This is a genomic window from Microbacterium alkaliflavum, assembly GCF_044325405.1.
GTDB lineage: Bacteria > Actinomycetota > Actinomycetes > Actinomycetales > Microbacteriaceae > Microbacterium > Microbacterium alkaliflavum.
Genome location: NZ_JBIQWL010000002.1, coordinates 569140 through 588065, shown reverse-complemented (window position 1 = coordinate 588065; position 18926 = coordinate 569140). Strand labels below are relative to the sequence as shown.

The following is an 18926-nucleotide window of genomic DNA, read 5'->3' as shown; positions in this document are numbered from 1 at the left end:
AATCGCGGGCGCGCCGGCGGGGACCGGCGGGAGGCGAATGGGGTCGACAAGGGTCCGTCCCATGGCGATGCTCGCGATCGGCGGGATCACCGTGAGGTCGACGATGTGATTCGCCGGCCCAGTTGCAGTCGGTTGCTTGCGGGAAGGCGACACCCATTCTTGGTTGCGGCCGCACATTTGCCGCGCACGAGCTGCGCCAGCCGCCGCTCGTGTCGCGATGGCGTGCGCCGTGGCGGCGCGGTCCCGGCGCTACCAGCGCGTGTACAGCAGCGTCTGAACGACGATCGCGAAGGCGACCTGGACGATCAGCCCGACGCGTCGCCAGGGCGGTGGCAGAAGGCCCGTCGCAAGAAGCATCCAGGGCACGAAGGGGAGCCAGATGCGCTCGACCTCCGCGCGACTCATCTGTGACGCCGCCGCGGCGGCGCACATCAGCGCTCCCGCGATCGCCAGCCACGCGACGACCCGACGCCCCGTGTCCGCCTCGTCGGCTGTGCTGCGCCGTACGTCGACGATGGCCACGGCGATGCCGGCACCCACCCACGGGCCGGCGCTCACGGTCACCGCGGCGAGATCGGCCCACGTCCAGTACAGGCCCGGCCGGTGCTGCGCGATGCCGGCCCAGTAGCGGTTGCGCAGCACCGGCAGAGCCTCCCACCAGGCGAAGCCGAGCATCGCGAACCCGGCGACCACGATGATCACCCCGGCGGCCACCCAGGGGAGCGGTCGCCAGGCGCGCGCGAGCGCCAGCACGATCACGGCCAGGATGCCGAGAATCGGCAGGCCGTAGGACAACATCAAGCACATCCCGTACAGCACCCCGGCACCGAGTCCGGCCGTCATCGTCACCCAGTTTCGGCGGCTGGTCGCTGCACAGGCGAGCAGCAGCGTCGCCCAGGCAGCCACGGCGGCGAACATCGCGTCGGCGGACACGCACATCCAGATCGCGGCCGGCCCGACTGCAAGGAAGGGCGCTGCCGCGCGCGCAGGCGTCTCGCCGCCCAGCCGGCGGGCGACGAGCAGCGTCGCCACGGTGGTGCTCGCGGCGACGAACGTCACGACCATCCCGGCAGCGAGGGCGCTGCCCAGTCCGATGCGCACGAGACCCGTGAAGAACAGCAGCGCGGCGGGCGGGTGACCGGCGATGTGCACGGGCCAATGGCCGGTGCTGTCGAGTGGGATCCGGTCAATGTACCCGCGCAGCAAGGCACCGACATCCGTCACCGAACGGGCCGTCTGCAAGTACTCGGTCTTCGCATCGAGGATTCCGCCGATCCCCTGGATCCCGTCCACAGTGGCGAGGGCCAGCATCCAGAGCACGCCGAAGAGGTACACCGCGCCGAGCAGCTGTGGCCATGACCACCGCGCCGCCCGTTCGGCCCAGACGCACGCGAGTACGCCGAGCAGCACGGCGAGCGGCGTGCCGGGTCCGACTCTGGGCACCCAGATGGAGTGCAGCGGGGGGAACGCGCCCGCCCGCACGTCCCACCCGGTGACGGCAGGGACGGCCATGGCGGCGACCACGAGCAGGATTGCCACGCAGAGCCCGACACGTGCCGCCCGTTCCCGCGTCGCCACGAAGTGGGCCTGGATCGTCTCCGATGTCACGTGTCGACCCCCGCGGTTCCGCGCATGCGCGCCGCGGCGAACTCGCGCATTCCGTCGGCGAACGACACCACAGGTGCCCATCCGAGCTCGGCGCGAGCGCGGGAGGCGGAGGCGGTGATGTGACGCACGTCACCCAGTCGATACTGTCCGGTCACGACGGGCAGCGGCCCTCCGTAGGCGTCGGCCAGCGCGTGCGCCATCTCCGCGATGGTGTGGATCTCACCCGACGCGATGTTGAAGGGGCGTGCCGTACCGGACTCGGCCGCGTGCGTCCACTCGACGGCGGCGAGGTTGGCGGCGGCGACATCGTCGACGTGGACGAAGTCGCGCCGCTGACCGCCGTCCTCGAACACCGATGGCGCACGACCTGCCTCGAGGGCCGAGCGGAAGAGCGATGCCACGCCGGCGTATGGTGTCGACTGCGGCATCCCCGGGCCGTACACGTTGTGGTAGCGAAGCAGGGCCGCCGTGCCGCCGGTCGCGGTCGCCCAGGCGCGGGCGAGCTGCTCCTGCGCCATCTTCGACGCCGCGTACACGTTTCGGATCCCCGGCCCTGACCACGGTGAGGGCGGTCGGTATCTGGTGATCCGTGAGGGCGACGACCCTGGTATCGACACCAGCGACTATTTCGTCTACACCAGCCCCACGAACGCGATCTACATGCTGCTGCGCGGCTTCTTCCCCACGGTCGACGACCTCGCCCCCGGGGTCGCGAGCATCGAAGGGATCACGATCCGGCCGTTGCGCGAAGGCGGTAAGCCGCTGGCATACGTGCACGCGTCGGAGATCACGGCGAACGCCCTGTTCCCTTCGGACGGGAGCTTCTTCGACATGCTCGACCGGCTCATCCAGAGCGAGCGTGAGGACACGGTCGACCCGTACATGCACGGCGTGGTCGCCGCGCTCGGCATCCGCCGCGGGCACCCCTTCGCGCCCTCTCCGGCGCAGCGCGAGCTGCTCGATCAGGCGGCGAAGACGGCCTGGCGGATGGCGAAGACGATCGCCGCCGACTTCGACGAGCAGGACAAGACCTTGTGGTGGGAGGACCGCCGCTGGATCGCCCACGCCCGCACTGAGCAGGACGACTTCCGCCGCACTCTCATCGACGAGCTGTTCCGCGATCGTGAAACCCTCTACACAGACGTGGACGCGAAAGCGCACATGTTCATCAACCACTTCTCCATCTCCACCGGCATGATGCCCGTAAAGCCCGGCCCGGGCGCCAAGTACTGCAACGCGTACAAGGACAGCGAGGGCGAGTACCTCCGCGGCGAGCACACCTACAAGATCGAACTGCCCGCCGACCCGCCCGCCGTGGTGCTGTGGTCACTCACCGTGTACGACGCCGAGACGGCATCCGGAGTCGACGCCGCCGGGCAGACGTACCCGTCGCTGAACTCCAAGGATCCCGTGCGCCCCAATGAGGACGGCACTTTCACCGTCCACGTCGGTCCTGAGCGGCCGGAGGGCGCCACCAACTGGCTCAAGACGGTTCCCGGGCGCGGCTGGTTCGGACTGTTGCGGTGGTACGGCCCAAAGCAGGAGTTCTTCGACCGGCAGTACAAGCCCGGCGACTTCGAGCGCCTCAGCTGACCGACGATACCCTCTGGCACCATGGCGTGCCGAAGAACGGTCTCGTCTGACGAGGCTGCCGAACCGGCCGATACCTTGCGATTGAGGGGAGCAACCCATGAATGCCGTGATCGGTGAGATCCTGCCGCTCGCTCTCGGTGTGGCGATCAGCCCGATCCCGATCATCGCGGCGATCCTCATGCTCCTGTCGCCCCGAGCGCGAGTCACGAGCGTCGGGTTCCTGCTCGGCTGGGTGCTCGGCATCGTCGTCGCGGTAACGGTGTTCACGCTGTTGTCGTCGATCCTCCCCGAGCAGGACACGGATGCCTCGAAGCCGGTCCAGGGCGTCATCCAACTGCTCCTCGGCGCGGGGCTGCTCCTAGTCGCGCTGCGCCAGTGGCGGAGGAGACCAAAGGCCGGCCAGGAGCCCACGATGCCGAAGTGGATGCAGGCCATCGACAAGGTCACCTTCCCCGTCGCATTCGGCCTCGGCTTCCTCCTCTCGGCGATCAACCCGAAGAACCTGCTCCTGGCGGCCGCGGCCGGCATCGACATCGGGTCCGCCGGACTCGGCATCGGCGCGATCGTGCTCGTGATCGCGATCTTCACGCTGATCGCAGCATCCACCGTCCTCGTCCCGGTGGTCGGCTACTTCATCGCCGCCGAGAAGCTCCGCGGCCCGCTCGACGGCCTGCGGGTGTGGCTCGGCAAGGAGAACGCGATCATCATGGCGGTGCTGCTGGTGGTGATCGGCGTCTCGCTCATCGGTAAAGGCATCGGCAGCTTCTAGCTCATCGCCGTCCCCATCGAGCGGGATCGCCCGAGGCGCTTCGCCTCGGGCGACGTCGTCTGTCGTTCGGGACCAGAAAGGGACCAGAAACCCCTCGCGCGTCCCAGATTGAGCCCGCCCGCGCCCGTGCTCGCCGTTACACTGGACCGATGAGAACCGCGGAAACACGCGGTTTCCTGCGTATGCAGGGTAGGGGAGTCGAGCCGCAGACGACCTTCAGTTGTTCTTGGTTCGAGTCCAGGTACCCCAGCAAGACGAAAACCCCCGCTTCGGCGGGGGTTTCTTGCATCCCGGCCTCCGCTGATCTGCCCCTCCGAGGAGCCGCCGCTTTGCAAGCGCGAGACTCCGTGCTCCTTACTCGTGCGTGTGGTCGAGGAGGATGGCAGGTCTGCGCTCAGAGCTTTCGGTGGAGGACGATCGCGGCGGGGAATCGCTTGATCACCCGATCGAAGGGTGCCTTCGCGAGTTCCGCGGCTTCCGCCGCCTCGATGATCCGTGGCCGGGTCAGAGCGACGTCGCGCCCATGGCGACGCAATGATGCGTCCCCGCTGCTCATGACGTTGCGAGCCCAGTTGGTGTCTCGACCCCAGGGCAGCCCGATCATCACGATCGACGAATCCCGGGTCGGCACGACCGCGATCGGCGTCTCGTACGCGGTGCCGCTGCGTCGCCCGCGGTGCCGGATCAGCGCCCACAGCGGCATACCGCGGCGCCCCGCCAGGGCCTTCGCCAACGGCGCGGTCGCAGTCACGAGGCGGCGCGGTGGTCCCGATGCCACGCGGGTCGGCGGTGTCTGCTGGGTGAGAGGTTCGTTGTCCACACAGGGAAGACGGGCGAGCGGCCGCCGATGTGACAGAGGGGATAGCATCCGGCTGTTGCGTCACATCCGCCGGTCGTGGATCGTCGTTGGGACATGACCGATTTCGGGCAACTCTGGATGGCGTATCGACCGCTTGTGCGCGATGTCGCCTACCGCGTGCTCGGTTCCGTCGCGGAAGCCGAGGACGTCGCCCAGGAGACCTACCTGCGACTGCTCGCACGCGGCGATGAGCCTCTCGATGAACCGCGCGCGTGGCTGGTCACAGTGTCCTCCCGGCTCGCGATCGATCGGCTGCGTGCGCACGAACACTCCCGCCGCGCATACGTCGGTCCCTGGCTGCCGGAACCGATCGTCACCGATGAGCGGACCCTCCCGGAGGACCGAGTCACGCTCGACGACTCAGTCCGCATGGCGCTGCTCATCGTGCTCGAGCAGCTCACCCCCGCCGAGCGGACCGCGTTTCTGCTCCACGACGTGTTCGACCTCGAATTCGACCGGATCGCCGACGTGCTCGGCGTCTCCCCGGCCGCGGCGCGGCAGTCCGCATCCCGCGCCCGCAGACGCATCGCCGACCAAGGAACCGCCCGATTCACCGTCGATCCGGCAACCGCCCGTCGACTCTCGGAACGGTTCGCCGCCGCTGCATCCGACGGCGATCTGGACGGGCTCATGACTGTGCTCGCCTCCGATGTCCGCGGCCATTTCGACTCCGGCGGAACCATCCCCGAAGCACCGCGGGGCGTCACCGTCGGCGCGAGTGCGGTGGCCCGGCAATTCCTCGCCTCGGTCGGTGGACGAGGACTGGCCTTCACGCCGGCCGAGGTCAACGGAAGCCCCGGGGTCATCGCCCGCCGTCGCGGACGCATCATCACCGTCCTGGCCCTCGAGTACGCGGACGACCGAATCACCTTCATCCACGGCATCGGAAACCCGCAGAAGCTCGCCCACCTCAACTGAGCACGCCACGCAGCCGGGGGAGGTCGGAGGTGGGCGGAGTCAGCTGGATCCTCGCGCCCGGAGTCGACGATCGGAAGAAGCACGCCGCGGACGGCGATCCGGCAGGGGCGCTGGGATAGGCCTCAAATCTTCGACCGTGCGGTGGGAGTCTGGCCCTTTGAGCGCGCTGGCCGATATGGTCGCTGCATGGCGGAGAGTGTGGTCGAGAAGCTTGCCGGGTCCGTACCCTCATGGGGCGCCCGGATCGCGTATGGAGAGAAGTCGTCGATCGGCGGGCAGGACGTCGTGCCCGTCGCGATCGTCGTGTTCGGGTTCGGCGCGGGGGAGGGGTCAGGCGAGACGCCCGCCTTCGAGAAGGTGCCTCAGGGTAGGGGAGAAGGCTCGGGTGGAGGTGGTGGCGGGATCGCGTTGCCGATAGGCGCATACGTCCATAGCCCCAACGGCGCGGTCTTCAAGCCCAATACGATCGCCCTCGTGCTGGCGGCCACTCCGATCGTCATGAGCGTGGTCGCGGCGATCGCCGGTGTATCCGCTGTGCGGAGTGCCGCAAAGATCTTCCGCTGAGGCATCCGGCGAGCCGACGGCGCGCGGTGCTCGACGGGCGACGACCTCGATCGGCCCGGGCGTCACGTCCTGTCGTCCTCGCCGGCGATATAGCGGGCCGGCTCCGGTCCGCGCGAGAAGCGGCGACCGGTGATGGACACGGGTGAGATCCGCACCCAGCGGTACTTGAGGGTGGGGAGCCAGGAGGTCAGAGGCAGCGCATCGGCCTGATCGATCTCTCGCTGCTGCTCGAGACGCGCTGCCGTGCCCTTGATCACGACGCTCGAGGCGGATTCTTCGTCTACTCGTCCACTTCGAATGCGACCCTTGGGTTCGCGGTCAACTCGGCGAGCTTCGACCCCGGAGCAGTGCGGAATAGGACGCGAGGGCCGTCCACGACATAGTTCACGGGGAAGATCTCGGGCTGCCCGTCGATGGCAACGGCGAGGCGCCCGAGCGAGCACCGCGCGAGAAGGTTCCAGCATTGGTCGTCCGTCAGCGCCTCGGGTTTCACGTCGGCTCCACTGTTCATGCGATCGTCTCCCAGTTCGTCTAGCCACGGCTTCGCGGGTCTCACCCCACCGAACCGCCCGCGTGCGGTCAGCGCTCGGGTCGAAAGTCCTGTGGCGCATTCGAAATGCCTCACAGCGATCCTTCGCCGCCGACGTCGTGAATCGGTCCGGGCCGTTGGTCCCGTGGTCGAGGATGGGACCTTCGTCCCGACGGCGGGTGCCGCGCGGGCCGAAGCTGAGGTTCTGAGGCGGACCCGCATGGTCGGGCCGCCCACGTCCGAAGGGACTTGTGGCGATGGCTGCGGATGGCGAGACGGTGAACGTCACGGCGACACTTCCCGGCTCCCGCGCGACAATCAGCCCGGTTGCGGCGCGATTCGGCTTCTGGAGCGCGATCGCAACCGCCGTGCTGACGCTGATCACGTTCGCGCTGGCGATCACGGCGCTCCCGAACAGGGTCGACTACCCGTTCACGAGCGAAGAGATCGTCGCGCAGTGGCCGGGGGACTACTACTGGATGTTCCCGGGCATGCTTCTCCCGGTGCTGTTCGTTGCGCTGGTGGCTGCGGTGCATGAGTTGGCGGGGGCCGACCGAGCCGTCTTCAGCCGACTTGCGCTGAGCCTGGCCGTGATCGCTTCCGCCGTGCTGCTGTCGGACTACTACGTCCAAGCTGCGGTGATGCAGGTGAACCTCGAGAAGGGGCAACTCGACGGCTGGTCGATCCTCACCCAGTACAACCCCAACGGCGTGTTCATCGCCCTCGAGGAACTCGGGTATGTCCTGATCAGTGGGGTCTTCTTGTGCTTCGTCCCGGTCTTCGCGGAGCGGACCCGCCTCGATCGAAGCCTCCGCTGGCTCTTCGTGGCGAGTTGCACTGCGACAGCGGTCTCGTTCGTGACGGTGGGTGTCGGGATGGGCATGGATCGAGGCGATGCGTTCGAGATCATCGTCGTCAGCATCGTGTGGCTGACCCTGGTGGCGGCCGCGCCGCTGCTCGCGGTCCGCTTCCACCGAACAACGAACATCGCGTGAATGAAGGAGTGGTGGGATGAAAGTCATGGTCGCTTATGCGAGCAAGTACGGCGCGACACAAGGCATCGCACAGCGTCTCGGCAAGGTCCTCGACGAGTGCGGCTACGAGGTCGATGTCGTCAAGTGTGCCGATATCGACAGGGCGTCGGGGTACGACGCCTACCTCGTGGGATCGGCGACCTACGAGTTCAACTGGCGCAAGGATGCCAGGCGGTTCGTGGAACGCAACGAAGCCGAGCTCTCCGCCCACCCGCTATGGCTGTTCAGCAGCGGACCACTGGGAACGGAGCAGGTCGACAAGGACGGCAAGGACGTTCTCGAAGGAGCGCGGCCGAAGCAGTTCGCGGAGTACTCCGACACGCTGCACCCCCGCGGGATGCAAGTGTTCCGTGGCGCGTACGACCCGGACAAGATCCGTGGAGCTGATCGCATCATCGCCTGGATGCCGGCCATCCGCGACATCCTGCCCAAGGGCGACTTCCGCGAATGGTCCGCGATCGATGCGTGGGGAAAGTCGATCGCGGACGACCTTCAATCCGCCGATGCGCGACCGTAGGTGCCCGGAATCCCTCGGCTGACTCGCGTCGGATGCCGATAGAGGAACGGAAGCATGAAGCCGCAGTCGCGTGACACGACACGACCTCTCGCCAAGGCCTGGTGGTCGCTCGCTCTGTTCCTCCCCTCCGTCGCAACCGCATTCCTCGTGGGTGAGGGCATTCCGGGCATGTTCGGGTGGACTGAGCCGTCCAGCCGGCCCGCGTGGTGGGTGCTGGCACTTGCACTGGGGGTTTCGACCCTCATCCTTGCGTCACCGCTCCTACTGACCGCACGCTACAGCGCGAAAGCGTCGCGCGTCGGTGTCGCCGGAGCGTGGCTGCCGGTGATCGTCGGGAGTGCGATCGTCTTCGGATTCGTCGGCATCAATCTCTCCAGCGGCATCCTGGTTCTCATTGGCTGATGGACGCGATCGTTCGCGACACACGGCGCCGATCGGAGATCGCCCTCGGGTCACCGCGACGGTGAGGAGATCTCGAGCGACCCCCCGCTGGGAAGCAGCATCGGAGTCCCGTCGACGACGACGGTCAATGGGCGTGCAGCGGTCGAGCGTGACGTGATTCGTGTCGTCTCATGAGTGAACGTCAGGGTGATCAGGTGACCGCGGAATTGCAGATCGCACGTGAGTCTGGTCAGCGGATCGGGGAGTCGGGGATGCAGATGCAACGCGGCCGCCCGGATCTCCAGGCCTGTGAAGCAGCGTTGCAGGATGTCGATGCTCGCCGCCATCGCGCCGAGGTGGATGCCTTCGCGGGTGATGCCGCCCCTGCGATCGGCGAGATCCGCCTCGAGCGCCTCGCACAGGAGGCGCCAGGCCGCCGCGCGGTCGCCGCGCGAGAGCACCCACGCGTGAGCGACCGCGCTGAGGGTCGATCGGGACTGCTGCACGGATAGGTGACAGGTTGTAGTCACGCCGCCAGTGCGACGGTCGTGTTCATGATGGTCTCGAACTCGATGGGCGTCAAACGACCGAGGCGGGGTTGGCGTCTGCGGCGGTGGTAGGTCCGTTCGATCCAGGTCACGATCGCTATGCGCAGCTGCTCGCGGGTGGTCCACGAGCGGCGGTCAAGGACGTTCTTCTGGAGCAGGGCGAAGAACGATTCCATGGCCGCGTTGTCTCCGCTGGAGCCGACTCTTCCCATGCTCCCGACCATGCGGTGGCGAGCCAGAGCGCGGAGCATCTTCCTGCTGCGAAATTGACTGCCTCTGTCGCTATGCACCACGCAGCCGGCGACGTCGCCGCGCATCTGGACGGCGTTCTCGAGGGCTTGGACGGCGAGGCGGGACTTCATCCGCGAGTCGATCGAGTACCCCACAATGCGGCCGGAGAACACGTCCTTGATCGCACAGAGGTAGAGCTTGCCCTCCGCGGTCCTGTGCTCGGTGATGTCGGTCAGCCACAGCTCGTTCGGCGCGTCCGCGGCGAACACGTGCCGTGTCCTGCCCGCCTCGTCGATGACCGCGCAGAGGTCATCGTGGACGGGCGGGCCGGGCCGGCGTCCCTTGCCCCGCTCGGGTTTGCCGAACGCGCTGAACCAGCCGTTCGCGGATGCGATCCGCCACGCGGTGCGGTCCGCCATGGCCTCGCCGGCGTCGCGGGCCTCGTCGGCGAGCAGCCGGTGCCCGAACTCGGGGTCGTCTTTGTGTGCGTCGAACAGCGCGTTAGCGCGATACGCCTCCACCACCTCGCTGGTGGTGATGGGGTCCGCCAGCCACCGGTAGTAGGGCTGGCGGGAGAGCTTGAGCACCCGGCACGTCACCGTCACAGGGATCCCTGCAGCGGCGAGCTCCGTCACGAGCGGGTACATCATTTTCCCGGCAGGTTCGCCTGCGACAGATACGCCGCCGCGCGCCGGAGCACCTCGTTCTCCTGCTCCAGCAGCCGGATCCGCTTGCGCGCTTCCCGCAGCTCGGCACTCTCGGTGCGAGTCTGGCCGGGCTTGGCGCCCTCGTCGATGTCGGCGCGACGGAGCCACTTCTGCAGCGTCATCGGGTGAACACCGAAGTCCTTGGCGATCTGCTCGATCGTCACTCCGGGCTCGCGGTTGCGCGCGACGCGCACGACGTCGTCACGGAACTCGCTCGGGTAGGGCTTGGGCACAGCAACATCCTTCCAGGCCCACCCCAGGGGCAAGCCAGATCAGATGTCACCTACTCGTGCAGCAGTCCCATCCATGTGTCGTGCGTGCGAGGTAGTACTCGATGGTTGCGGGGATGGTCTCAGGATCGAATTCGTACCCGAGCCGGGTCAGGATGGCAGTCAGCTCCTCGGCGCTGAAGAGATAGAAGAGCATCAGCACGTCTGCCTGCTTCGTGACCTGATACCGGTTGGTGGTGTCGTCCTCCGCTTCCAGCAGCAGATCGAGGCGCGCGATGTCGCCGTACTGCGCCCGGTAGCGATCGAAATCGAACTCCGTCAGTGCCTCGTAATCATCGAACTGCGCGAGCAGTCCGCTGGGAAGGAACGGGACGTAGAGCCTTCGACTGACTTCTCTCCATCGGTCGAGCTCGTCTGTATCGACCCGAAGGCGTTCCCAGAGCCCGGCGTTTGCGTCGCCGCCGAGCGTGTGGTGGGCCCGAAGAGCCGTGTCGAGGACCCAGGATGCCATCACCGCGACGTAGGCGTTGTCGTCGATGCCTTCGCCGCCGTGGTCGGGATAGCCGTCGTGGAACTCGTCGGGCCCCATCATGTGGCGGAGGTGGTACCGGTTCGTGCCGGGGTCGAACTCTGCTCGTTCCGACCAGAATCGCGCAATCTCGGTGATGAGCTCTGCGCCGTACGAGGCAAGGAAGTCCAGGTCGTCGGTGACCTGGAAGTAGTGCCAGGTGCTGTACGCGATCGCCAGACCCGAGTGGAGCTGCAAGGAGGATCGATCGGGAAGCCAGCGTCCCGAGCGCGGATTGAAGAGGGTCGCCGGCGTCTCCTCTCGCCCGTCGCTGCCGCTCTGCCACGGGAAGAGCGCACCCCTGAGGCCGATACTCTCGGCGAGTCTGCGAGCTTCTGGAAGCCTGCGATATCGATACATGAGGAGAGCACGAGTCAGCTCGGGCATGCGCAGATTGAGCATGGGAAGCACGAACAACTCGTCCCAGAACACCCGGCCGCCATAGCCCTCGCCATGGAGCCCGCGCGCCGAAACTCCGACGTCAGCGTCCGACGTGTGGCGGGAGAGTGTCTGCGCCACATGGAACAGCTGGAGGTTCGCGTCGCGCTGCACTTCGATGGTGGCTGGATGCCGGCTCGCGTCGATCTCGGTTTCCAGGCGCATGCGCAGCCAGATGTGTTTCCACTCCGCTCGATGCGCGCCCCGCGCGTCGGAATACGGAAGGGCATGAGCAAGCTCGCGGTGTGCCGCCGCAGAGGGTTCGCTGATCGCATGGTCGCGGGAGGTGAAGATGGCGACCGTCTTGTCGATCACGACAGGGACGCTCTCCGACGCCCGGACCTCCCATCGCAGTCGGGTCGCGCCGGCTTGGTGCGCTGACACCGACGCGAACCCGTTGTGGATCTCTGTGCGAGACGCGATCGCTATTCGGATGCGCGACTGCGTCGTCTCGACCTCGAGCCACTCCTGACCGCCATCGCTCGTATCGGCGGCGACGTTCATAAGGTGTCGATTCTGCAGCCCGCGGAACGAGGGAACATTGTTGTTCGTCACCTCGGCATCGATCCACGACTCGACATTCATGACGCCTGACCAGTTCAGAGGGGTAACCGTGACCCGCAGGTAGGCGAGGTGTGGATCGTGCATCGATACGATCCTTTCCTCTTGCATCCGCGTGCGGTGCTTGCCCGGGTCGACCGAGACAACCTCGCGCAGGAGCGTCCCCGTGGCCATGTCCAGCCGCCGATGATCGTGGGCTATGCGAGCGTTCGATCTGTCCAGCAGACCTCCAGCCGAGGTGTGAACAGCGATGGGCAGCCAGTTCGGAAGGTTGACCAGACTTTCGTCCGCGCGATGTCTTCCCTCGATGACGGATTGGAGGCGGTTGTAGATTCCCGCGACATAGGTTGCGGGATAGCGCAGTCCATCGTCGGTGTCCTCGGCCGCCACGCCGCGGGTGGCGAGATAGCCGTTGCTCAGGGTGAGCAGTGACTCTCTTGAGCCGATTCGATCCCGGTCGTCCTCGGTCTCCGTGTCCGAGAAGTCCAGATGCCATGCGGTGGTTGGAGTGGCGCAGAGCGTGCAGGCCTCTCGCCTCGCGGGCGCTGCCTGTGCTTGCCGGGTACCGACCCGCGAGTTGCTCATCGAATCTTGCACATCAACGGCCAACCCCGCATCGGGCGCCGGGAGGGTATCGATCCATCGCCACGTCATCGCCTGCGGCCTTGCCCGAGCGGTCTGAGGTGCGGGATGGGTTCCGGACGACTGCCGCGCCTCGGACGGCTGTTCTGCGCGTCGGCGTCATCGATTGCCCGACGCACCGTCGCGGAGTTGTCGCCGGTGGGATGAGCGCCGCCGAGATCGGCCTGTGGACGCACTCTCTCCGACGATCCCGGTGAATCGCTCCGCCTGAAGCGGCGACCGCTGACAGTGTGCGGTGTGATCTTGACGGCGTACGGCTTCTGACCGGGACTCCACGAGACAAGGACTCCCGCGCCGCTTGCCTCGAATTCCTCGCCATCGACGACGCGATGCGCCCAACCTCGGACAACGACGCTCCATTGGGTCTCCGCGTCCTCCCCGTCGATTTCGAGCGCTGTGGCCGGGTGCGCCAAGATCCGACTCAACTTCGTTCCCTGTGCGGTGCGTACGTAGATCACACCCTCGTGGGTGGTGAAGTTCACCGGGAACAGATCGGGGGCACTACGAGAGTCGGTCACCGCCAGCCTGCCCAGCCGGCTGTCTTCAAGAAGACGCCAGCATTCGGCGGTGGTCAGCTGCGTGACGGCTGAATCGGAGCGCGCCACAGAGGTCCGACCGAGCAAGCGCTCGGTGAAGTCGGGCGGGGGATCCTCACGCTGGTTCGTCATCTCGCCTCCCTTCGTCCGACACGGTTCATCTCACCCCGAAAGGCAAGGGCGTCCAGGGACGAAGGTCCCACAGATGATCCGAGCGGACCGCTCCATGACGACCTCCGACTCAGCGCTCCCGCGCGCGCTCTCACCCCAGACGCTGTGCGGCACCTGCCGTGCCGATCGGCCGAAGGTCCCAACGCCTCGTCACGGGACCTTCGACCCGAGTCCGCCGTGCGATCAGGTGTGCGCTGAAGCGGAGAGAAGGGGATGGCCTCATGTTCCACGTCGATCGAGTCGCTGACCGGGAGCCCCGATGAGCACCACGACACACCACCCGCCCCGCGTGGCGGTCGTCTACGAATCGATGTTCGGCAACACGCGTCGCATCGCCGAGGCGATCGCCGAAGGCGTCTTGGAGAGCGCGACGGTCGAAGTCAGAGCGGTCCACGGGCTCGAACCGTGGCCCCTCACTTCCGATGTCGTGATCGTCGGCGCGCCGACACATGTCCATGGACTGAGCCGGGCATCCACACGTGCGGAAGCGGTCAGATGGTCGGAGGATCAGGCGCGGGATCTCCAACTGGACGAGTCCGCCGACGGCACCGGCATCCGCGAGTGGCTGAAAGAATCTCCGCCGAAAGCGCTGCTCTTCGTCGCATTCGACACGCGTGCCGACATGCCCCGCATCTTCACTGGATCCGCCGCGGTGGCGATCGATCGCAAGCTGCGTGCGCGGGGAATGAGCCGACTGGCCGACCCGAACAGCTTCGTCGTCGACAAGCAGAGCCGGCTCGTGGACGGCGAAGTCGACCGAGCACGGGAGTGGGGTCGCGAGCTGGGCCGGACTCTCGCTCCGCTCCACGCCGAGTCCAAGGGCTGACGAGTACTTCGATGAGCACTCTTCGATTCCTCGGCGCGACCGACACCGTCACAGGATCGCGCTACCTGGTGGAGAGCGAAGGCCAGCGAGTGCTGATCGACTGCGGTCTCTTTCAGGGGTTCAAACAGCTGCGCGAGCGCAACTGGGCCCGATTCCCCGTGGATCCCGCAAGCATCGATGCGGTCGTGGTCACCCACGCGCACCTGGACCACACCGGATACCTGCCCGCCCTCGTGCGAGACGGCTTCCGCGGGCGCATCCATGCGACACACGGCACCACGGATCTCAGCCAGCTCGTCCTGGCCGACAGCGGCCGGCTTCAGGAAGAGCAGGCCTCTTACGCCGATCGACACCACACGTCTCGGCACAGCACGCCGAAGCCCCTGTACACCGAGGACGATGCCCGCGCCGCGCTGGGGCGATTCACGAGTCATCCCTTCGACGAGGATCTCGAACTCGGTGCTCTCCGAGTGCGATTCCTCCCGGCGGGACACATCCTCGGCGCTGCTCAGGTCCAGGTGCAGGCCGAAGGAACGGTCGTCCACTTCACCGGCGATCTGGGCAGGGTCGATGATCAGCTCATGAAGCCGCCGCGGCCTTTCGAGGGTGCCGACGTGCTCGTTTCGGAATCGACATACGGCGATCGGCTGCACCCGAGCGACGATCCCGAGTCGGCGCTCGGCGACGTCATCAGAAGAGTGTGCCGGCGCGGCGGAGTCGTGGTGATCCCCTCCTTCGCGATCGGACGCGCCGAGGCGCTTCTTCTGCACCTGAGCAGGCTGCGTGCTTCCGACCGCATCCCGGACGTGCCGATCTACCTCAACAGTCCCATGGCCGTCGATGCGTCGGAGATCTACGAGCGGTATCCGGAGGAGCACCGCCTCACTTCGCGCGAGTTCGAGGCGATGTATCGTGTCGCAACGCTCGTGCGATCCGTCGACGAGTCGAAGCTGCTCAACCTGCGAGGCGGTCCCGCCGTCATCATCTCCGCCAGCGGCATGCTCGAGGGCGGCAGAGTCCTCCACCACGTTGCGGCATACGGTGACGACCCGCGCAACGCGATCGTGCTCACCGGGTTCCAGGCGGGTGGCACGCGCGGGGCGGCACTGCTTCGCGGCGAGCGCAGCCTGCGCATCTACGGTCGCGACATTCCGATCCGAGCAGAAGTGCATTCGCTGGAGATGCTGTCTGCGCATGCGGATGCGGCGCAGCTCGTCGCGTGGATGGGCAATGCGCCGCGGCCTCCGCGGGCGGTCTTCCTGACGCACGGCGAACCCACCGCCGCGGATTCCCTCCGTGTGCGGATCCGACGATCGCTCGGGTGGACCGCGCGGGTGCCGACGTTCGGCGAACGCGACTCGATCGGAACCGAGAGGTCTGCTGCTCCCAACGTTCAGCCGGCGCACGCGGCGCATCGCGGGTCGGCCTCACGGGCCTGAAGCCGGCAGGGAGCCTGCCGACGATCGATGGAGGAGAATCATGGTTCGCACATACGTCGTCACCGGAGCTGCGAGCGGCATAGGACAAGCCTCGAGACAACTGCTCACCGAAGCCGGTCACCAGGTCATCGGGGTCGACATCAGGCAGTCCGACGTCACGGTGGATCTGGGCACTCCGGCGGGACGCGCAGAGCTGGTCGATCGAGTGTGGGACCTGTCGGGCGGGACGGTGGACGCCGTGCTCGCGGTCGCGGGCCTCGCGACACCGACGATCGCGACCGTCGCGGTCAACTACTTCGGCACGATCGCGACACTCGAAGGTCTGCGCCCGCTGCTGGCCAGCTCCAACGCACCTCGCGCGGTCGCCGTGTCGTCGATGGCCGCGCTGTTCCCGCCCGACGAGCCCCTCCTGGAGCGCCTGATCGCTGCCGACGAAATGGGTGCGCTCGAGCGAGCATCCGAGCTTGCCGCCGACCCGCAGACCGGTGGGCTCATCTACGGCACCGCGAAGCGCGCGCTGTCGCGTTGGATCCGCCGGACCGCTCCGACTCCCAAATGGGCTGGCGCCTCGATCGCCCTGAACGCGATCGCACCGGGTGTCGTCCGCACACCGATGACCGCGGATCTGACAGCTACTGAGGAAGGGCGACGGCAGCTCGCGGAGGTGGTGCCGATGCCACTCAATGGATTCTTCGAGCCCCGAGATGCCGCCGAGCTTCTCGTCTGGCTCGCCAGTGAAGCGAACGCTCACCTCTGCGGGCAGGTCATCTACATCGACGGGGGATCGGATGCCGTCATCCGCGGTGAGTCCGTCTGGTAGCAGGACCCCGGAGAAGCGCCAGTTTCGCCGCAGCCGGCAAATCATGGCGGGCTGCCCTCGGTTGGAGTCGGCGAAGGTAGAACTTCGATCGAGCGGCAAACTGCCGTTTCACCGGACAGCGACCTGGGGCGGGCTGCGTCCTTCTGAGTTCGCCCCGGCAGGCGTGCCGGTTCGTCCATACGAGCGGACGTTAAGCAGCTCCGCGGTCGGGTGGGAGTAGATGAGGCAGAGGGAGCGAAGCGAGTCCTGATCGGCGCGGTCGACTTGAGGCTCTTGACCGTCGATCTGGAACAGGTCGTTGCGCAGATCGACGCGCATCGCGGAGGCATCATCGGAGTCCGCGGATCGGGCGTGCCGGACACGCGTCGGAAGCGCTTGGGCAAGGCTTCCGGCGATGAGAAGTTGCATTCCGGCCAGGGGAGCGACCTGGATTTCGTCCCCCATCAGCAGCGCCGCGGTCAGGTGGCGGAAGTAGCTCTCCATCGCGACATCGGGAAGGGCGTCGATTCTGAGTGCGCCGAGCGGAGCGTGATCGCGAAGAAGAAGGCGACCGGGTCGGAGCACTGTGAGTCGTGGCCCGAGCGATGCGGCGGCCGAGAGCAGCTGGTCGAGCTCGGTACGAAGCGTCGCGAACGTCGGGTGCGTGAACCGGGATCGGATAGCGAAGTACGTCGGCTGAAGGGCAGTCACGACGTCGATTGTGGGAGGTGAGAGCGGTGGCCTTCGGGACGAAGGTCCCGCGCGCTCTTGCCGCGGGCGGCTCACCCCGCGAGATGCTCGGTGAGACCATGCCCCCACTGGCGCGCGAGCTCGAGCTGTCCTTCCACGAGCGGGCCCTCGTATCCTTCGACGAGGAAGCTCGCCGGTTCGCTCACGTCGAATCCCAGACTCTCGGCTCGCTTGGAGGCGGCGCGGGATGCAGCGCCGGGCAGGAGCGGAAAATCGACGCGGGTGTCGAAAGCCGCGAACGACACGTGAGTCGTTGCAGCAGGGAGGGCCTCGAGCCATTCGCGGATTCCGCCGGGGACGTCCGTGAAAGCAGCCCCCCGCCGCGCGGCATTGCGACGAGTCGAAACGCGCGACATCGAGAAGACGTGGGTCGGACCACCGACGACAACCATGTCGATTCCGGCCGGGATCTCGGTCGGCGCGTCGACGACATCCATAAGCGTCACGTCGGCGCCATCCGACATCCCGTCGGCGACCGCGGCGGCGACACGACCCGTGTTGCCGAACATCGTCTCGTAGACCACGAGTGCACGCATCGATACCTCCCAGTGGCCGCCTCGCCGGCGGGCCGTTCTCACGCGACATCGATCATTCAGCACCGACATCCACGCGGGTGGGACGTTCGTCCCGTTCGATGCGTGGGCGGCGTCGATCGCGGACGCCCTCGAACGTCGATAGGACTTTCGGCTCTGTTGCCACGCCTGGCCGCCGCCAGGCTCTGATGTATGAGCGAGGGGATCGAACCTCTGTCGAGCACGAGAGCGACATCTGTCCGGACGGTCGATACCGCTCGCCGAATCATGATCGCGGGTTTGAGGGCGGGGCGGCGGGTCGCACCGATGACCGCTCTGCTGGAGTTGGATGTCACGGAAGCTCTTCGGTTGCTGAGAGCGCCTGACAAGAAGCCGCTCTCGATGACGGCGTACCTCGTGGCCTGCCTGGGGCGCGCGGTGGCACACAACCCCGAGGTGCACGGCTACCGGAACTGGCGAGGCCGAATCGTCGTCCATTCGTTCGTGGATACCACTGTGCTCGTGGAGGTGCCCACGGTCGACCGGCCGATCGCGTTTCCGCGTGTTCTGCGCGATACGCAGTCCCGGTCGGTCGCGGATCTCACCGCTGAGATCGAAGCAGCGAAGCGAGAGCCGTTCGCCGGCGCGCCGGGGCAACTGCTGCATCGATGGGGACGTCTTGTCGCGGCGATTCCCGGTGCGAGCAGGCTGATGTACGCGACGATGTCGCGTTCGGTGCGGATCCGGCAGAGGATCGGCACGGTGGGTGTGACGAACGTGGGGATGTTCGGGGGCGGGGGCGGCTTCGGGATGTCGCCACCGACAGTCATGTCGCTCGAGATGGTCGTCGGAGGCATCAGTCGCCGTCCCCGAGTCGTCGACGATCGTATCGAGGCTCGCGAGATCATCGACGTGACCCTGGCGATCGACCACGTCGTCGTCGACGGCGCCCCTGCCGCGAGGTTCATCGCCGACCTCCGCGACCTGGTCGAGTCCGCGGCGGTCCTCACCTCCGATGCGCCGCGTCTGCAGCAAGGGGAAAGCTCATTCTGAACCGGCTGCCGAGTTCGTGGGACGGTGGTCCCGCGCAACGGCCCTGGAGCCGATCGATCATTGTCCGCGACGGCGTCGTGCGGGCGACAGGGGCCGCAGAGGAGCGGGAGCATGAAGCCGCAGGTGCGTGAGATCAGCCGCTG

Annotated in this window: 22 protein-coding genes; 12 read left to right on the top strand and 10 right to left on the bottom strand. The window is 67.0% G+C overall.

Going from position 1 to position 18926, the window contains the following annotated elements:
* Positions 1–249: 249 nt before the first annotated feature.
* On the bottom strand, positions 250–1608 hold the full coding sequence (locus ACH3VR_RS07700; RefSeq protein ID WP_396640166.1) for a hypothetical protein: 1359 nt from the start codon (positions 1606–1608) through the stop codon (positions 250–252).
* Positions 1605–2153, bottom strand: coding sequence for an NAD-dependent epimerase/dehydratase family protein (locus ACH3VR_RS07695; RefSeq protein WP_396640462.1), 549 nt, complete (start codon positions 2151–2153; stop codon positions 1605–1607). The genes ACH3VR_RS07700 and ACH3VR_RS07695 overlap by 4 nt, the downstream gene beginning before the upstream one ends.
* On the opposite strand from ACH3VR_RS07695, the gene ACH3VR_RS07690 reads away from it, so the two are divergent.
* Complete coding sequence (locus tag ACH3VR_RS07690) at positions 2077–3201, top strand: DUF1214 domain-containing protein (protein ID WP_396640165.1); 1125 nt, start codon at positions 2077–2079, stop codon at positions 3199–3201. The genes ACH3VR_RS07695 and ACH3VR_RS07690 overlap by 77 nt on opposite strands.
* 97 nt (positions 3202–3298) lie before the next feature.
* Positions 3299–3970: a GAP family protein gene (locus ACH3VR_RS07685; protein ID WP_396640164.1), complete on the top strand. Its 672-nt coding sequence runs from the start codon at positions 3299–3301 to the stop codon at positions 3968–3970.
* A 394-nt stretch (positions 3971–4364) separates the two neighbouring features.
* Here the strand turns inward: ACH3VR_RS07685 and ACH3VR_RS07680 are convergent, their stop codons facing one another.
* On the bottom strand, positions 4365–4721 hold the full coding sequence (locus ACH3VR_RS07680; RefSeq protein ID WP_396640163.1) for a nitroreductase family deazaflavin-dependent oxidoreductase: 357 nt from the start codon (positions 4719–4721) through the stop codon (positions 4365–4367).
* Between the two features lie 162 nt (positions 4722–4883).
* Between ACH3VR_RS07680 and sigJ the strand changes: the two genes are divergently transcribed.
* Complete coding sequence (gene sigJ / locus ACH3VR_RS07675; protein WP_396640162.1) at positions 4884–5747, top strand: RNA polymerase sigma factor SigJ; 864 nt, start codon at positions 4884–4886, stop codon at positions 5745–5747.
* Positions 5748–5933: 186 nt separating this feature from the next.
* Positions 5934–6311: a hypothetical protein gene (locus tag ACH3VR_RS07670; RefSeq protein WP_396640161.1), complete on the top strand. Its 378-nt coding sequence runs from the start codon at positions 5934–5936 to the stop codon at positions 6309–6311.
* A 62-nt stretch (positions 6312–6373) separates the two neighbouring features.
* On the opposite strand, the gene ACH3VR_RS07665 is transcribed toward ACH3VR_RS07670, so the two are convergent.
* The gene (locus tag ACH3VR_RS07665) at positions 6374–6568 is read right to left on the bottom strand and encodes a hypothetical protein (RefSeq protein WP_396640160.1); all 195 of its coding nucleotides are present in this window, start codon (positions 6566–6568) and stop codon (positions 6374–6376) included.
* 23 nt (positions 6569–6591) lie between these two features.
* A complete protein-coding gene (locus ACH3VR_RS07660) occupies positions 6592–6822 on the bottom strand; it encodes a pyridoxamine 5'-phosphate oxidase family protein (protein WP_396640159.1) in 231 nt (76 codons plus the stop codon).
* 275 nt (positions 6823–7097) lie between these two features.
* Here ACH3VR_RS07660 and ACH3VR_RS07655 point away from each other — a divergent pair, with 275 nt between their 5' ends.
* The 3 genes from ACH3VR_RS07655 to ACH3VR_RS07645 are packed head-to-tail and all read left to right on the top strand — an operon-like array spanning position 7098 to position 8793.
* On the top strand, positions 7098–7835 hold the full coding sequence (locus ACH3VR_RS07655) for a hypothetical protein (protein ID WP_396640158.1): 738 nt from the start codon (positions 7098–7100) through the stop codon (positions 7833–7835).
* Positions 7836–7851: 16 nt separating this feature from the next.
* Positions 7852–8391, top strand: a complete 540-nt coding sequence (locus tag ACH3VR_RS07650) for a flavodoxin domain-containing protein (RefSeq protein WP_396640157.1) — start codon at positions 7852–7854, stop codon at positions 8389–8391.
* Positions 8392–8445: 54 nt separating this feature from the next.
* A complete protein-coding gene (locus ACH3VR_RS07645) occupies positions 8446–8793 on the top strand; it encodes a hypothetical protein (RefSeq protein ID WP_396640156.1) in 348 nt (115 codons plus the stop codon).
* Between the two features lie 50 nt (positions 8794–8843).
* Here ACH3VR_RS07645 and ACH3VR_RS07640 read toward each other — a convergent pair whose 3' ends face one another.
* The 4 genes from ACH3VR_RS07640 to ACH3VR_RS07625 all read right to left on the bottom strand — a co-directional run bounded on the left by ACH3VR_RS07640 (position 8844) and on the right by ACH3VR_RS07625 (position 13365).
* On the bottom strand, positions 8844–9278 hold the full coding sequence (locus ACH3VR_RS07640) for a glycosyl hydrolase family 65 protein (protein WP_396640155.1): 435 nt from the start codon (positions 9276–9278) through the stop codon (positions 8844–8846).
* 20 nt (positions 9279–9298) lie between these two features.
* A protein-coding gene (locus tag ACH3VR_RS07635) for an IS3 family transposase (protein ID WP_396640153.1) occupies positions 9299–10491 on the bottom strand; the annotation gives its coding sequence in 2 pieces (ribosomal slippage) (positions 9299–10204 and positions 10207–10491; 1191 coding nt in all).
* Positions 10492–10537: 46 nt separating this feature from the next.
* On the bottom strand, positions 10538–12709 hold the full coding sequence (locus ACH3VR_RS07630) for a glycoside hydrolase family 65 protein (protein WP_396640152.1): 2172 nt from the start codon (positions 12707–12709) through the stop codon (positions 10538–10540).
* Entirely contained in the window at positions 12706–13365 is a 660-nt protein-coding gene (locus ACH3VR_RS07625) for a pyridoxamine 5'-phosphate oxidase family protein (RefSeq protein ID WP_396640151.1), read from the bottom strand. Before ACH3VR_RS07625 ends, ACH3VR_RS07630 begins: the two co-directional genes overlap by 4 nt.
* Positions 13366–13663: 298 nt before the next feature.
* Here ACH3VR_RS07625 and ACH3VR_RS07620 point away from each other — a divergent pair, with 298 nt between their 5' ends.
* From ACH3VR_RS07620 to ACH3VR_RS07605, 4 genes are all read left to right on the top strand, one after another.
* Entirely contained in the window at positions 13664–14230 is a 567-nt protein-coding gene (locus ACH3VR_RS07620) for a flavodoxin family protein (RefSeq protein WP_396640150.1), read from the top strand.
* A gap of 11 nt (positions 14231–14241) precedes the next feature.
* Positions 14242–15669: an MBL fold metallo-hydrolase gene (locus tag ACH3VR_RS07615; protein ID WP_396640149.1), complete on the top strand. Its 1428-nt coding sequence runs from the start codon at positions 14242–14244 to the stop codon at positions 15667–15669.
* 40 nt (positions 15670–15709) lie between these two features.
* A complete protein-coding gene (locus ACH3VR_RS07610) occupies positions 15710–16489 on the top strand; it encodes an SDR family oxidoreductase (RefSeq protein ID WP_396640148.1) in 780 nt (259 codons plus the stop codon).
* 273 nt (positions 16490–16762) lie between these two features.
* Positions 16763–17200: a hypothetical protein gene (locus ACH3VR_RS07605; protein WP_396640147.1), complete on the top strand. Its 438-nt coding sequence runs from the start codon at positions 16763–16765 to the stop codon at positions 17198–17200.
* A gap of 50 nt (positions 17201–17250) precedes the next feature.
* Here ACH3VR_RS07605 and ACH3VR_RS07600 read toward each other — a convergent pair whose 3' ends face one another.
* The gene (locus ACH3VR_RS07600) at positions 17251–17754 is read right to left on the bottom strand and encodes a flavodoxin family protein (protein WP_396640146.1); all 504 of its coding nucleotides are present in this window, start codon (positions 17752–17754) and stop codon (positions 17251–17253) included.
* Between the two features lie 303 nt (positions 17755–18057).
* Between ACH3VR_RS07600 and ACH3VR_RS07595 the strand changes: the two genes are divergently transcribed.
* Positions 18058–18783 carry a 2-oxo acid dehydrogenase subunit E2 gene (locus tag ACH3VR_RS07595; protein WP_396640145.1) on the top strand — a complete coding sequence of 242 codons (726 nt, stop codon included), beginning with the start codon at positions 18058–18060 and terminating at the stop codon, positions 18781–18783.
* Positions 18784–18926 lie beyond the last annotated feature (143 nt).

Excerpts from the sequence above, each read along its gene's own strand:
- ACH3VR_RS07620 (WP_396640150.1), top strand. The coding sequence starts at position 13,664 with ATGAGCACCACGACACACCACCCGCCCCGCGTGGCGGTCGTCTACGAA.
- ACH3VR_RS07630 (WP_396640152.1), bottom strand. The coding sequence starts at position 12,709 with ATGACGTGGCGATGGATCGATACCCTCCCGGCGCCCGATGCGGGGTTG.
- ACH3VR_RS07615 (WP_396640149.1), top strand. The coding sequence starts at position 14,242 with ATGAGCACTCTTCGATTCCTCGGCGCGACCGACACCGTCACAGGATCG.
- ACH3VR_RS07655 (WP_396640158.1), top strand. The coding sequence starts at position 7,098 with ATGGCTGCGGATGGCGAGACGGTGAACGTCACGGCGACACTTCCCGGC.
- ACH3VR_RS07610 (WP_396640148.1), top strand. The coding sequence starts at position 15,710 with ATGGTTCGCACATACGTCGTCACCGGAGCTGCGAGCGGCATAGGACAA.
- sigJ (WP_396640162.1), top strand. The coding sequence starts at position 4,884 with ATGACCGATTTCGGGCAACTCTGGATGGCGTATCGACCGCTTGTGCGC.
- ACH3VR_RS07625 (WP_396640151.1), bottom strand. The coding sequence starts at position 13,365 with ATGACGAACCAGCGTGAGGATCCCCCGCCCGACTTCACCGAGCGCTTG.
- ACH3VR_RS07650 (WP_396640157.1), top strand. The coding sequence starts at position 7,852 with ATGAAAGTCATGGTCGCTTATGCGAGCAAGTACGGCGCGACACAAGGC.
- ACH3VR_RS07645 (WP_396640156.1), top strand. The coding sequence starts at position 8,446 with ATGAAGCCGCAGTCGCGTGACACGACACGACCTCTCGCCAAGGCCTGG.
- ACH3VR_RS07595 (WP_396640145.1), top strand. The coding sequence starts at position 18,058 with ATGACCGCTCTGCTGGAGTTGGATGTCACGGAAGCTCTTCGGTTGCTG.
- ACH3VR_RS07600 (WP_396640146.1), bottom strand. The coding sequence starts at position 17,754 with ATGCGTGCACTCGTGGTCTACGAGACGATGTTCGGCAACACGGGTCGT.
- ACH3VR_RS07685 (WP_396640164.1), top strand. The coding sequence starts at position 3,299 with ATGAATGCCGTGATCGGTGAGATCCTGCCGCTCGCTCTCGGTGTGGCG.
- ACH3VR_RS07670 (WP_396640161.1), top strand. The coding sequence starts at position 5,934 with ATGGCGGAGAGTGTGGTCGAGAAGCTTGCCGGGTCCGTACCCTCATGG.
- ACH3VR_RS07660 (WP_396640159.1), bottom strand. The coding sequence starts at position 6,822 with ATGAACAGTGGAGCCGACGTGAAACCCGAGGCGCTGACGGACGACCAA.